A 12,988-nucleotide genomic window follows, 5' to 3' on the forward strand; every position below is an offset into this window, starting at 1 on the left:
CCTGAGCAAATCCTATGCTTTGGAATTAACCGCACAGCACAAAACGGTAGCCGAACCGCTTTGAAAATGCTTACCTTTGCTGCGATGCGTTGCATTTAGCCCAGCGGCGATGCCGTCGGGTTCCAGGTTCTTCGGTATTGAAGTGAGAGCCCATGGCAAAATCTGAACAACCGACCACGATCAAGAAATACGCGAACCGGCGGCTCTATAATACCGGTACGAGCACCTATGTGACGCTCGAGGACCTCGCGGCGATGGTGAAGGAAGGCGAGGATTTCCTCGTCTATGACGCCAAGACCGGCGACGACATTACCCGCTCCGTGCTCGCGCAGATCATCTTCGAGCAGGAGAACAAGGCCGGCCAGAACCTGCTGCCGACCACCTTCCTGCGCCAGCTGATCCGCTTCTATGGCGACAGCATGCAGATGGTGGTGCCGAAATATCTCGAACAATCGATCGAGACGCTGACCAAGGAACAGGAAAAATTCCGCAAGCAGATCGCGGGCGCCCTGAGCGGGACACCGTTTGCTCCGCTGGAGGAGCAAGTCCGCCGCAACATGGAGCTGTTCCAGCAGACTTTCTCGATGTTCAAGCCGTTCGTGCCGCAGCGCGGCGGCGCCGAGACCGAGAAGGTGCCGGAGCCGGCGCCCGACAACGGCAACATCGACGACCTGCGCCGCCAGATGAAGGACATGCAGGAACGCCTCGAGCGCATGTCGCAGCCGGCGAAGAAGGACGAGTAAGGTCCTCGGCCGATCCATCGGCCGTTATCGCATCGCGAGAATCTCCGACGTCGGCGCGCCTCGCCGACGTCACGTCCCCATCGTCCCGCCAAACATGTTCTTGGGCACGATCGCGTGCACGCCCCAATTGCCGTCGGCAACCTGGGTGACGCCGAAATCGACGCCGAGCGAGATCAGCGCCAGCGCCTCATCCTCGCTGAGGCGATAGCACTCCATCAGGAATTTGCGCGTCGCGCGGAATGCATTGCGCAGCGCGAGATCGACCGACGAACGCTGGTAGATTTCAGACTGCGCATTCCGCCCGAGCTCCCGCAGGTAATTGCCATAGCTGAAGCCGTGCAGGATCCACGCCTCCGGCGTTTCCAGGAGCGGATGCGCAAGGCCCTCGACATGCGGCTTGGCAGCGCTGCCGCTCTTGTGCAGCACGAAGCGAAACTGGCCGGTGAGCGATAGCTCGAGCGCGGTGCCGTTGACCTCGCCGTCGCCCTGCGCGAAATGCGGATCGCCGATCGAGAACAGCGCGCCGGGCACGGCGACCGGAAGATACAGCGTGGTGCCCTTGGTGGCGCGCCAATTGTCGACATTGCCGCCGAAATAGCCCGGCGGAATCGAATCGATGATGTCGGACTCGCGCGGCGCCACCGCCATGAAGCCGAAATGCAATCGCGCCGGGATGCGCACGCCGGCCAGCACGCCCTGCCGTTTCTCGATGGTGGCGTGGTCGACCGGCACGCCCGGATAATCCATCGTCTCGTGACGCACGCCGAACGGATCGGTCTGCGGCGTCCAGCGATAGGAATAGAGGGCGTGGGCCCATTCTGCCCGCGCGTCGGTCTCGAAGATCGTGATGGTCTCGCGCCTGGCCGGCTGATCGATCAGGTCGTTGTACTGAAAGCCCCACCAGGCCGCGGCATTGCTGCCGAACGACTTGCCGGCAAAGGCCGGGTTGGCGGAGGGCCGCGGCCAGATATCGAGGATCTGCACCTCGAGCACGTCGCCGGGCTCCGCGCCGCAGACATGGATCGGACCGGTGCAGATGTGCACGCCAAAGCCTTCGCCGGCGCCACGGCCGAAGATCGAACCGTCCATCGGGCCGGCGCCGCGCCGTTCCACCGACTTGCCCTCGGCGGTCCAGCGAAACACGCTCTCGGCGCCCGGGTCGCCCTTGATCATGCGCTCATAATCATCGAAGGCGTGCTGGGTCAGCGTCTCGATCGTCACCAGCGCGCCCGACCGCACGCTCATGACAGGCGGAATGGCGCGGCTGAGATAACCCCAATGGGCAGTCTCCCTCGACACCTTGAGATGATGATGGGAGGCGTCCCGCCCTTCCGGCGCCGCCGCTGGCTCGACCGCCAGGATCGGCTCCTGCTGCGCAATCGTCCCGCGCGATGCCGGGCTTGGCGCGAGCCGCAGCACGGTCGCGGTGCCGCGTGCCAGCCGCGGCCGGCCGCGCGTACGCTCGCTCGCGACATCGCGCGGCACCGCCTTGCGGAAGTCGCGCGGCGAGGTGCCGTAGGTCGCGCTGAACATCCGGCTGAAATGCGCCTGATCGGTGAAGCCCCAGCGATAGCTGATTTCGGCGATGCGCTGGTCGGCGTAGTTCGGATCGATCAGATCGTTGCAGCAGCGCTCCAGCCGCCGCTCGCGCACATAGGCGGAGAATGTCGTGCTCTGCCGTTCGAACAGCCGCTGCAAATAGCGCTGCGACAGGCCTTCCTGCCGGGCGATGTCGGCGATCGTCAGACCGGCATTGCCGAGCTGGGCCTCGATCGCGGCATCGACCCGCCGCAAATGGCCGGCCTGGACCTGCGTCATCGCCTCCGCATCGAGCCGCGTCTCGCCGAGTAGCGCGCCGGCGATGAGCTCGGTGACCGCGACCTCGGCAGTGGCGAGATCGGCCTTGTCGAGGATCGCGAAATTGCCGCCCAATGTCCGCATCACCGGCCGCACGGCCGCCGCGGCAATCGATGCGCCGAGCACGGCCGGCAGACGCAGCCGATTATGCCCGAGCCGGCCGAGCAGCCGCTCGCGCGGCAATTCGAGCAGCAGGATCTCGAAATCCTCGCGTAAAGCCATGCGCCAGGGCGATTGCAGGTCGCACACCGAAACGTCGTTGTCGGCGAATTCGCACCTGCGTGGGCCGGACGCGACGCTGCCGCGGCCGTAGGCATGGAAGATGATGGCGACCCGCGCCGGCATTCCCGGTGACGCGGCGTGACCGTTGCAGACGATCTGCTGCTCGGTGGAACGCAGCAGCGCGAGCTGCGCGCCGCTGGTCGAACGCTTCGCGGTCAACTCGCCGAACTGGAATTGGCCGGCCTCCGGCAATTCGCAATCGAGCTGCAAGCCGGACAGCGCCTCGCGCCACATCTCCCGCCGGTTTTGCCGCGGGATCGCATCGACCGAAATCCGGTAGGTCGTCGCGACCATCACCCCTCCGGGCCGCCACACCGCGGCCTTCCAGTCACAGAGCCGTGAAGACAGCGTGCACCGATTGCCGGGGCGCGGCAAGCATGTTGCTGCGGCACGCGCTGCCCAGCCTTCGTGCAATGGACGCAAGCGGCCGCGGTTACGCCGCAGCACCGTTGCCCGCGAACGCAGTGCAACTTGATCGAATACGTCCAAATTCTTGACCATCGCGGCCACGCCGCAATGCGGAGGCAGCCGTCTCACCTGGCTTCCACGCCTTTGCGCGGGCGTTCGCGCCGCAAGGAACAGCATCGCACCTACAAATTATTGGGCGCGCCCGGTCATGTCGGGACGACGGCGCGCGATGCAGTCTCGTGCGCACACTTTCGATCCAAGGGAGAGCCAAAGATGTGCGCAGGTGACGACAAGAACTGCCCGGACTTCGAATTGCATCATCGACAATTCAAGGAGACGCTCGACCGGGAACGCCGCTCGTTCCTGCGATCGAGCTTCGCGGCGGCCGGCGGCGCAGCGGCGATGACCGCCGGCGGCATCTCGCTGGTGACACCGAAGATGGCGGCCGCCGCCGAAAAACACCAGCCGGCGCAGCGCGCCTATCACCATCTGCCGGCCAATGCCGACACCGTGCATTGGGGCTATTTCAGCAAGACGCTGAAACCGCGCGTCGAGATCAATTCCGGCGACTTCATCACGATCGAGGCGCTGACGCACCACGCCAATGACGATGCCGAACGCATGGTGAAGGGCGATCCCGGCGTCGAGAGCGTCTATCTCTGGACCAAGGAGAAGAAGGGCGTGAATCGGCGCGGCGCGGGTCCGATGGACGCCTCGCTGTTCGGACGCGGCGCCGGCGAAGGCCTCGGCGTGCATATCTGCACCGGGCCGGTGTTCGTGCGCGGTGCCGAGGAAGGCGACGTGCTCGAGCTACGCATCATCGACGTCGCGCCGCGGCCCTGCGCCAATCCGAAATATTCCGGCAAGGCGTTCGGCAGCAACGCCGCGGCCTCGTGGGGCTTCCACTACAAGGATCTGCTCACCGAACCGAAGCCGCGAGAGGTCGTCACCATCTATGAGGTCGACGCAACCGGCGAACGCAACTGGGCGCGTGCCGTCTACAACTTCACCTGGACGCCGCAGACCGATCCGTCCGGCGTGGTGCACAAGACCATCGATTATCCCGGCGTCCCGGTCGATCATTCGACGGTCAAGGAGAACCACGGCATCCTGAAGAACGTGCGCATTCCGGTGCGGCCGCATTTCGGGGTGATCGGGCTCGCGCCGAAGGAGGCCGAGTTCGTCGATTCGATTCCGCCGAGCTACACCGGCGGCAACATCGACAATTGGCGGATCGGCAAGGGCGCCACGATGTATTACCCGGTGGCGGTCGAGGGCGGGCTGCTGTCGGTCGGCGATTCGCACGCCTCGCAGGGCGATTCCGAACTGTGCGGCACCGCGATCGAATGCTCGCTCAACGGCACCTTCCAGATCATCCTGCACAAGAAGGCCGACCTCGCGGGCACCGCGCTGGAAGCGCTCGACTACCCGATGCTGGAGACGAAGGACGAATGGCTGGTGCACGGATTCAGCTACGCCAACTATCTCAGTGAGCTCGGCTCCAGCGCGCAGACCGAGATTTACAAGAAATCGTCGGTCGACCTCGCCTTGCGCGACGCCTTCCGCAAGATGCGCAAGTTCCTGATGACGACCAAGAAGCTGACCGAGGACGAGGCGATCTCGCTGATCTCGCTCGGCGTCGATTTCGGCGTCACCCAGGTGGTCGACGGCAATTGGGGCGTCCATGCGGTGATCCGCAAGGACATCTTCGCCGGCGGCGACAACTGACCAAAAGGGCCTCGCGCGAGGAACAGCCTCAAGCGCGGTGATCCGCGGGTCACCGCTCTCTGGCCAAGACGCTCCAGCAAGCCTGCACTTGCAGGCTTGCAAGCCCGGATTGCCGCGCGGCAATCGCATCGCCTGCGACGCCCCTCCCACGCCACGCTAGACAGACGGCCTGACGAAGAGAGGCAATCCGAATGACCATCCAGCTCTACGGCTTCTGGCGCTCGAATGCGGCATTCCGCGTCCGGGTCGCGCTGGCGCTGAAGAACCTTCCGTTCGAGGAAATCGACATCGACATTCTGTCCGGACGCCAGTTCGATCCGGGCTACGCCGACGTGAACCCGGAGCACGTCGTGCCGACGCTGGTTCACGACGGCCGCCTCGTGTTCCAGTCCTTGGCGATCGTCGAATATCTCGATGACATCACGGCCGAGCCACGGCTGTTGCCGACCGACGCCGCCGAACGGGCCTATGCGCGGTCACTGGCCATGATCCTCGCGGCGGACGTGCACCCGCTGACCGTTCCGCGTGTCCGCAAATATCTCGGTCAGGTACTCGGCGCCGACACGGCCGCCATCGAGTCCTGGTGCAGGCATTGGACCGCCGAGGGCTCTCGACCTACGAGCGCCTGCTGGTGCGACGTCCACCCGTCCCCTTTGCGCTGGGAGCGACGCCGACGATCGCCGACATCAGCATCGCCGGCCAGGTGGCGCTGGCCGATGTCTACCGCATGGATCTCGCAGCGTTTCCCGCGGTAGCGGCGTTGGCGAAGCGCTGCTTCGCATTGCCGGCCTTCGCCGACGCGCATCCGTTTCAGCAGCCCGGCTACAAGACCTCGGGCGAGGCTCGGCAAGTGTGATCGCACTGGGCTCCCTATCTCCGTTCTTACGGGGAGAGGGTTGGGGTGAGGGGCTGCTTCCGCGAGCTGAGTGACAGTAGAACTCGTGGAGACTCTCCCTCACCCGGATCGCATCTTCGATGCGATCCGACCTCTCCCCGCACGCGGGGCGAGGTGAAGCAGAGTCCCGGCTGGATTTGGGATAAGGATCATCGCGCCTCAAGCGCAGCGCGATTGCGCGAGCGTCCTTCGAGCAACTGGCGGCGCGCCGCCAGCCCTTGCCCCACGATGTCGAAGAAGGCGCGGACCCGGGCGGTGTTGCGCAGATCGCGGTGGGTGATGAGCCAGAGTTCACGCGTCAGCGTGGCCTCGGGCACCGACACGCGCTCGATGTCCGTCTCCGGATCGCCGAGATAGCAAGGCAGCAACGCCATCCCGATGCCGGCCTTCACCGCCATCATCTGGTTGATCAGGCTGCTGGAGCGATACACGATCTGCTGGTTCGGCACGGTTTCGGTGAGCCAGCTCGCCGCTGCCGCGACCGCCGAGCTGTCCCAGCCGATGAAGCTGTGGCCCTCGAACGGAACGCCGTCCGGCCGGCCGCGGTCGGCCAGATAGCGTGGGCTCGCATAGAGCGCCCACGCCGTCTCCGCGATCTGCCGTCCGAACAAGTCGCCCTCGGTCGGACGCGTCGCCCGGATCGCAATATCCGCCTCACGTCGGAGCAGGTCGAGCTGGCGGTTGTCGACGAGCAGCTCGACCGTGATCCCCGCGTGCTTCGACCTGAACTCGGCAAGCAGGTCGTTGAGGATGCGGTAGGCCAGGGATTCCGAGCAGGTGATGCGCAGATTGCCGGACAACCTGGCGTCCTGACCGCTGACCTCACGGTCGACCGCAAGCACCTCCATTTCCATGCGCTCGGCGGCGAGCAGCATCCGGTCTCCGGCGTCCGTCGGCGTATAGACGCCGTCGGCGCGCTCGAAAAGCTGGACCTGAAACCTCGCCTCGAGCGCGTTGAGCCAGCGGAAGATCGTGGAGTGGTCGTTGCCGAGCTGCTGTGCGGCTCCTTTCAGCGAGCCGGCCCGGCCGATCGCAAGGATCAGCCGAAAATCGTTCCAGTCCATACCACCTTGCTCTCCGGAAAGCCGCAGCGCGGTTCGGCACGCGCTTGCGCTGCCGGATATGAGGTGTGGCGGCCGGGGTCAACGCAATGACCCGCGGGGCAGCCATGACGACGTCAGCCGGCGGCGGGGACGGCCTTCTCCGCCAGCGCATTCCAGGGCCGGTCCGGCGAGGCGAGGCCGATCAGGCGGCCCTGGATGAAATCGCAGCCCCATTCGCGCAGCATCACGGCGGCCTCTTCGTGCTGCACCCATTCGGCAACCGTCTTGATTTCGAGCCGGCGCGCCAGATCGATCAGCGTCTGCACGAAGGCACGGTCGTCGGCCGAGCGCACGATGTTCTGCACGAAGGCGCCGTCGATCTTCACGATGTCGACGCCGAGCTTGCGCAAATTGCGGAACGAGGTGTAGCCGGCGCCGAAATCGTCGATCGCGATCCGGCTGCCGAAATTCTTCAGCCGCGTGACGAAGCCGCGGACGTCGTCGATATCCTGGATCGCGACCGTCTCGGTGATCTCGACGATCAACCGCTCGCCGACGCCGGGATGCGCGCGCATCAACGATTCGATGGTGGCCCACCAGTCGGGTCCATCGTGGTGTCGGGCGAGATGTTGAGGCTGAGCTGCACATCGGGGGCGGCGGCGAGTTCGGCGATCGCGAGCTCCAGCACGCGGTGATCGACCAGCCGGATCAGGCCGAGCCGTTCAGCAACCGGGACGATATCGGGTGCCAGCAGTGCCTGGCCATCCTGCTGCTCCATGCGGACCAGGCATTCGTAGAACGAAGGCTGCCGCGATCGCGCGTCGACAACGGGCTCGAAGCCGATCACGATGCGGCGCTCGTTCAGCGCAGTGACGATCTCGTCGGTGACGCGAATGTTGACGCGGCGCTGGGCATCGCGCTCGACATTCGGCTTCCACAGCGCGAACGATCCGGCGCGGCGGCTCTTGGCGGCGTCAAGCGTCTCCTGGGCGCGATTGACCGCCTCTTCTGCCGACTTGGCATGGCGGGGGATGGTGACGGCGCCGATCGAAGCCGTCACCGACACCGGGCCGGACTTGGTCGGCACCACCTCGTCGCGAACGGCGCCGAGGAAGCGCTCGGCCGCGACATTGGTGTCGTCGACGGTGCAGTTGCGCAGGATCAGGCCGAACTTGTTGCCGGAGAAGCGGCCGAGCATGTCGCCACTGCGCAGCCGCGCCCGGATCCGCCTCGCGATCTCGGCGATGACGGCGTCGGCGACATCGAAGCCGAAGGCATCGTTGACGCGCGCCAGATGATCGATGCCGATCAGCATGAAGGCGCAGGAGGAGCGGAAGCGCGCGCACTCCTCGATCGTCTCCGCGAGCGATGCGATCAGATGGGTGCGGTTGAGCTCGTTGGTGAGCGGGTCGTGCCGCGACAGTTTCAGGAGCTGCTCGTCGCGGGCGTGCCGTTCATTGTTGATGCGGACGACGCCCTCCGCACGCGCCGGCCTGCCGTCGGCGCCGGCGAACCAGCAACCGGTCTCCTCGATCCAGATCACCGGCGCGGAGGTCACGGCGCGCACGCCATACTCGATCCGGTAGGGAACGCCCTCCCCACCCGGCACATGCGTGGCCTGGCCGATCGCATCCGTGCGCACCGAGCGCTGCGGCTCGATCAGCTTTGCGAATTCGGCACCGGTCGCCAGCGCCGTGCCAGGAATCTCCGGCAAGACCGTCGCCACATTGTCGCTCCAGGCGATCACGTCGGTCGCAAGGTCCCAGGCGAATGTGGCCTGGCCGAGCGAGGCGAGGATGCTGGCAGCTGGCGGGACAGGGGGCATCGCACATGTCTCGATTTGGGACGGCGCCCGGTGATTCTACGCGCCCTCAAGATAGTGGTTCCGGCGAATCCAACGCTAGGAGAAGTTGATAAATAATCCGGAAACCACGTTTTCCGATCTCCGGGAACGAACTGGGCACGGCAGGCATGCCCCTTGCCACGGTGAGGTTGCGGAGGGACGCAACGTCCCAAACTATGACGCAGCAACGGGTCGCAGCCGATGTTCGACGAACAACCAGAAGTACCGGACGGCGAGGTCACGGGCGATGCCGAAGCGCCCTGCACAGCGCTGGTGCCGCTCGCCGTGACCACCCATTGGGCGCCCAAGATCCCGCTGCTGCACGCCGATCCGTCCTTTGTGGCGCAGCTGATCGCGACCGCGGCGCATGAGCCGCAGACCCGCGGGCAGCGGCGTGGGTCATTGGCCGACGCGCAAAGCGCTTACGGCCCGCATTTCGACGAGCGCCGCAGCGTGGCGCGACGGACGCGGCAGATCATCTAGCGCATGGTCCGGCCCCGGAGGGCCGCGTTAGCACTCCGAAAAGATCACGCACAAACAAGAAACTTGCTGGAGCGTTTTCTCAGCGCTGCGGCGTGTCCGATGGCGGCTGGCCGCCCGGCTGCAAGTCGGGTGAGGTGACCGTCGGCTTGGGCGCGGACGGATCGAGCAGCACGGATTCAGCAACCGACGTCGCTGGAGGAACCGGAGCGGCCGGCGGCGGCGCGGCAGGGGCCGGTGCTGCGACAGGCGCAGGCTCGATCCGCGCAGCGGGCTGCACGGCAGGCGCGGGCGCCGGCGCCTCAGGCTGCGGCTCGCTGACGCTCGGTGCGGGGGCGGCGGCTGCAACTGCCGCACGACGGCGGGTGCGCAGCGCAACTCCGGAAATGAAATCGACCAGCGCCAGCAGCGTGAGCAGGCAATAGGTCGAGTTGCCGAATTTCGGCCAGAGCACGAATTCGGCGGCGGCAGCGCCGAACACGATCAGCGACAGCAGGTGGTCGGTGAGATATTTCGCGCCGGGGCGTGCGCCCTTGATGACCTCGAGCAGCAACAGCAGCACGCCGGCAGCGAGCAGCATGTCGCTGAGCGTGATCTGCCATTGCTCGCCCGACAGCAAGGTCAGCCTGATCAGCGGGTCCGTAAAGGACACGCCCGGCATCAGGAAGGCGATGATGTTGTAGACCGCGAGCGGAACGAGCAGCAGCGGAAAACCGACCATCGGGCTTGGGCCTTATTCAGGGAGAACCAGCAATGCGGCGACGCCTATAGGCCTCGCCGCGAACGCGCCCGTCTTGACCGCACTCGTTGGCCGAATTCGGGCGCAGCGCCGTGTGTCTGAGACGGCGCGGCAGCCGAAGGTCCGATCAGGACTCTTTCTTGGCCTTCAGGACCTGGCGGCCCTTGTACATGCCGGTCTTCAGGTCGAGGTGGTGCGGGCGGCGCAGCTCGCCGGAGTCCTTGTCCTCGACATAGGTCGGGGTCTTGATCGCATCGGCCGAACGGCGCATGCCACGGCGCGACGGCGAGGTTTTTCTTCTGGGAACGGCCATGACGGTGTCCTCTAGGGGTGTTGCGAAGGCATCGTCCGCAATGCGGACGAGCGCACAGCGCTCCAAAGCGCCAGCTGCGATGCCGGTAAGGCCGCGCTTATAGAGGAAGGGGCTGCGTAAAGCTAGGCCCGGAGACAGCAAAATGCGCCCGAAATCGGCCTCAGGAGCCGCGATTTTCGCGCCAGCAGCGCTCCACCTTGCCGGCCCGGACCATATAGGTCCCGGACAGCCGCCGCACCCCCGGCCCCGGGTTCCGGGCGCTTCTCTTGACCGGGTTCGGCAGGATTGCCGCCAAAAGCGCGGCTTCGCGAGGGGAGAGGGTCGCCGCCGACCGGCCGAAGGCGTATTGGGCACCGGCCTCGGCGCCAAACTGCCCGGACGGGCCCATTTCTGCGATATTGAGGTAGATTTCCAGGATCCGCTGCTTCGGCAGCACGAAATCGATCCAGAGCGCCAGCGGCAGTTCCAGCCCCTTGCGGATCACGCTGCGGCCGGACCACAGGAACAGGTTCTTGGCCACCTGCTGGGTGATGGTCGAGCCGCCGCGGGCCACCTCACCATCCCCGGCATCGTCGATCACCTCGCGCAGCGCACCCCAATCGACGCCGTGATGCTTGCAGAAATGGGCGTCTTCCGAGCCGACCACGGACCGCGGCAGGTAGGGCGACATGGCGCCGAAATCGAGCCAGTGCCGGGTGACGGGAGCGCCCGTCAGCGTCCGCCACGCCATCAGGGCCGAAACCGGCTGGCCGCTGCGGTAGAACGGCGTCACCAGATAGGGCAGCAACAGCAGGGCCAGCAAAAGCAGCAATAAAATTCGGACGATGCGCAAAACGGGGGTTTCCGGGGAGAACCTTTCCAGGAGGATTTAGGGCCCGCCCGCCAGACCACGGCCGGCGCCGTCAGAGGTCTGCGGGATAATTCACGGTTTTTCCAGCACTTTTAAGGCGCGAATCCGCCGCAGGGTGGAATTGACGAAGCCGATGCCATCAACGATTGTCCGGCCGAAAATCGATCTGGAGCAATTCTTAATGACGACCGGTACTGCAGAGTTTTCCAAGCGGCTGGACCAGACCGCGGAGGATACCGAAGCCCTGCTCGCGAAGCTGCTGTCGGATGCGACCGAGAGCGACGAGATCGTGCGGCCGAAGCGGCTGATCGAAGCGATGCGCTATTCGAGCCTTGGCGGCGGCAAGCGGCTGCGGCCGTTCCTCGTGGTCGAGAGCGCGGCGGTGTTCGGCATCCCGCGCGAAGCCGCGCTGCTGGCCGGCGCCGCGCTGGAATGCATCCACTGCTACTCGCTGATCCATGACGATCTGCCGGCGATGGACAATTCCGACCTGCGCCGCGGCCGCCCGACCCTGCACAAGGCCTATGACGACGCCACCGCGATCCTCGCCGGCGACGCGCTGTTGACGATCGCCTTCGACATCATCACCCGCGACGCGATCCACAAGGACCCGACGGTACGCCTGCTCTTGACCCGCGCACTGGCGCGCGCCTCCGGGGTCGGCGGCATGGCCGGCGGCCAGATCCTCGACCTCGCCGGCGAAGGCCGCTTCGGCGACCGCGAGCCGGTCGACGTCGCCCGCCTGCAACAGATGAAGACCGGCGCACTGTTGCGGTTCGGCTGCATCGCCGGCGCGATCCTCGGCCAGTCCTCCGAGAGGGAATACCAGGCGCTCGACGATTACGGCAAAGCGCTCGGCGAGGCCTTCCAGATCGCCGACGACCTGCTCGATGTCGAGGGTGATGCCGCCGCACTCGGCAAGCCGGCCGGTGCCGACGCTGCGCTCGGCAAGACCACCTTCGTCACCCAGCTCGGCATCGACGGCGCCAAGCAGCGCGTGCGCGACCTGTTGGCGCGCGCCGACGCCGCGCTGTCGCTGTTCGGCAGCCGCGGCGACGTGCTGCGCGCGGCCGCCCGCTTCGTCGCCGAGCGCAAGAACTAGCCGAAGGCGACCCGCGGAATGAACAAGGAGTTCGACGATCGCCTTGTTCGCTTCCGCAAGCTGCCGATGCCGGTCCGCATCGTCGTGGGCCGGCCGCGAACCTTCGTCTCGATCGCGGTCGGCATCGCCGTCGCGCTGCTGATCCCCGGCTCGACGCGCCTGGTCACGCGCCTGCTCGCCGGCTGGGACGCCTTCGCCGCGCTCTATCTTCTGCTCGCCTATGTGATGATGCTGCGCTGTGGGGTCGCCCACATCAAGCGCAGCGCCATCTTGCAGGACGACGGCCGTTTCCTGATCCTGCTGCTGACCGCGTCCGGCGCGCTGGCAAGCCTGCTCGCCATCGTGTTCGAACTCGGCGCCTCCAAGGGCAGCCCGGCCGGGCTGGCGGTGGCGATCGTCACCATCACGCTGTCATGGGCGGTGGTCCACACCGCGTTCTCGCTGCACTACGCCCACGAGTTCTACCGCGGCAAGACGCCCGGCGGATTGCAGTTTCCGAGTGGCGACGAGCATGTCGACGCCGACTATTGGGATTTCGTCTATTTCTCGTTCGTGATCGGCATGACCGCGCAGGTCTCCGACGTCGGCATCACCGACAAGATCATCCGCCGCACCGCGACCGTGCACGGCATCATCTCATTCGTGTTCAACACCGCGCTGCTGGCGCTGATGGTCAACATCGCGGCGAGCTTGATCTGACCATTC

At 65.9% G+C, this 12,988-nt stretch carries 11 protein-coding genes and 2 pseudogenes; 7 read left to right on the plus strand and 6 right to left on the minus strand.

Annotated elements, in window-relative coordinates:
• The first annotated feature begins 152 nt into the window (after positions 1–152).
• Positions 153–743: a polyhydroxyalkanoate synthesis repressor PhaR gene (gene phaR, locus CWS35_RS04445; protein WP_024581936.1), complete on the plus strand. Its 591-nt coding sequence runs from the start codon at positions 153–155 to the stop codon at positions 741–743.
• A gap of 69 nt (positions 744–812) precedes the next feature.
• Here the strand turns inward: phaR and CWS35_RS04450 are convergent, their stop codons facing one another.
• A complete protein-coding gene (locus CWS35_RS04450; RefSeq protein WP_100950983.1) occupies positions 813–3,176 on the minus strand; it encodes an acetamidase/formamidase family protein in 2,364 nt (787 codons plus the stop codon).
• 387 nt (positions 3,177–3,563) lie between these two features.
• Here CWS35_RS04450 and CWS35_RS04455 point away from each other — a divergent pair, with 387 nt between their 5' ends.
• From CWS35_RS04455 to CWS35_RS40560, 3 genes and pseudogenes are all read left to right on the plus strand, one after another.
• Entirely contained in the window at positions 3,564–5,018 is a 1,455-nt protein-coding gene (locus CWS35_RS04455) for an acetamidase/formamidase family protein (protein WP_100950985.1), read from the plus strand.
• Positions 5,019–5,209: 191 nt separating this feature from the next.
• Positions 5,210–5,440, plus strand: a pseudogene (locus CWS35_RS40555) (glutathione S-transferase N-terminal domain-containing protein); the annotation flags it as partial.
• A 209-nt stretch (positions 5,441–5,649) separates the two neighbouring features.
• Positions 5,650–5,874, plus strand: coding sequence for a hypothetical protein (locus tag CWS35_RS40560; protein WP_157817070.1), 225 nt, complete (start codon positions 5,650–5,652; stop codon positions 5,872–5,874).
• Between the two features lie 188 nt (positions 5,875–6,062).
• On the opposite strand, the gene CWS35_RS04465 is transcribed toward CWS35_RS40560, so the two are convergent.
• On the minus strand, positions 6,063–6,977 hold the full coding sequence (locus CWS35_RS04465; RefSeq protein ID WP_100950989.1) for a LysR family transcriptional regulator: 915 nt from the start codon (positions 6,975–6,977) through the stop codon (positions 6,063–6,065).
• Between the two features lie 113 nt (positions 6,978–7,090).
• A pseudogene (locus CWS35_RS04470) lies at positions 7,091–8,781 on the minus strand (EAL domain-containing protein).
• A 219-nt stretch (positions 8,782–9,000) separates the two neighbouring features.
• Between CWS35_RS04470 and CWS35_RS04475 the strand changes: the two are divergent.
• Positions 9,001–9,282, plus strand: coding sequence for a hypothetical protein (locus CWS35_RS04475; RefSeq protein WP_024581930.1), 282 nt, complete (start codon positions 9,001–9,003; stop codon positions 9,280–9,282).
• 79 nt (positions 9,283–9,361) lie between these two features.
• On the opposite strand, the gene CWS35_RS04480 is transcribed toward CWS35_RS04475, so the two are convergent.
• From CWS35_RS04480 to mtgA, 3 genes are all read right to left on the minus strand, one after another.
• Entirely contained in the window at positions 9,362–10,000 is a 639-nt protein-coding gene (locus CWS35_RS04480; protein ID WP_100950991.1) for a hypothetical protein, read from the minus strand.
• 145 nt (positions 10,001–10,145) lie between these two features.
• A complete protein-coding gene (gene rpmF, locus CWS35_RS04485) occupies positions 10,146–10,331 on the minus strand; it encodes a 50S ribosomal protein L32 (protein WP_021077536.1) in 186 nt (61 codons plus the stop codon).
• Positions 10,332–10,491: 160 nt separating this feature from the next.
• Entirely contained in the window at positions 10,492–11,163 is a 672-nt protein-coding gene (gene mtgA, locus CWS35_RS04490) for a monofunctional biosynthetic peptidoglycan transglycosylase (RefSeq protein WP_024581928.1), read from the minus strand.
• Positions 11,164–11,362: 199 nt separating this feature from the next.
• On the opposite strand from mtgA, the gene CWS35_RS04495 reads away from it, so the two are divergent.
• Both CWS35_RS04495 and CWS35_RS04500 read left to right on the plus strand, forming a co-directional pair.
• The gene (locus tag CWS35_RS04495; RefSeq protein WP_024581927.1) at positions 11,363–12,283 is read left to right on the plus strand and encodes a polyprenyl synthetase family protein; all 921 of its coding nucleotides are present in this window, start codon (positions 11,363–11,365) and stop codon (positions 12,281–12,283) included.
• Positions 12,284–12,301: 18 nt separating this feature from the next.
• Positions 12,302–12,982: a DUF1345 domain-containing protein gene (locus tag CWS35_RS04500; protein WP_024581926.1), complete on the plus strand. Its 681-nt coding sequence runs from the start codon at positions 12,302–12,304 to the stop codon at positions 12,980–12,982.
• Positions 12,983–12,988: the final 6 nt, after the last annotated feature.

It is taken from the genome of Bradyrhizobium sp. SK17, from assembly GCF_002831585.1.
In the GTDB taxonomy this organism is placed as follows: domain Bacteria; phylum Pseudomonadota; class Alphaproteobacteria; order Rhizobiales; family Xanthobacteraceae; genus Bradyrhizobium.

Bases quoted from the DNA above. Each gene is read 5' to 3' on its own strand.
- phaR (WP_024581936.1), top strand. From the start codon at position 153: ATGGCAAAATCTGAACAACCGACCACGATCAAGAAATACGCGAACCGG.
- CWS35_RS04450 (WP_100950983.1), bottom strand. From the start codon at position 3,176: ATGGTCGCGACGACCTACCGGATTTCGGTCGATGCGATCCCGCGGCAA.
- CWS35_RS04455 (WP_100950985.1), top strand. From the start codon at position 3,564: ATGTGCGCAGGTGACGACAAGAACTGCCCGGACTTCGAATTGCATCAT.
- CWS35_RS04465 (WP_100950989.1), bottom strand. From the start codon at position 6,977: ATGGACTGGAACGATTTTCGGCTGATCCTTGCGATCGGCCGGGCCGGC.
- CWS35_RS04475 (WP_024581930.1), top strand. From the start codon at position 9,001: ATGTTCGACGAACAACCAGAAGTACCGGACGGCGAGGTCACGGGCGAT.
- CWS35_RS04480 (WP_100950991.1), bottom strand. From the start codon at position 10,000: ATGGTCGGTTTTCCGCTGCTGCTCGTTCCGCTCGCGGTCTACAACATC.
- rpmF (WP_021077536.1), bottom strand. From the start codon at position 10,331: ATGGCCGTTCCCAGAAGAAAAACCTCGCCGTCGCGCCGTGGCATGCGC.
- CWS35_RS04495 (WP_024581927.1), top strand. From the start codon at position 11,363: ATGACGACCGGTACTGCAGAGTTTTCCAAGCGGCTGGACCAGACCGCG.
- CWS35_RS04500 (WP_024581926.1), top strand. From the start codon at position 12,302: ATGAACAAGGAGTTCGACGATCGCCTTGTTCGCTTCCGCAAGCTGCCG.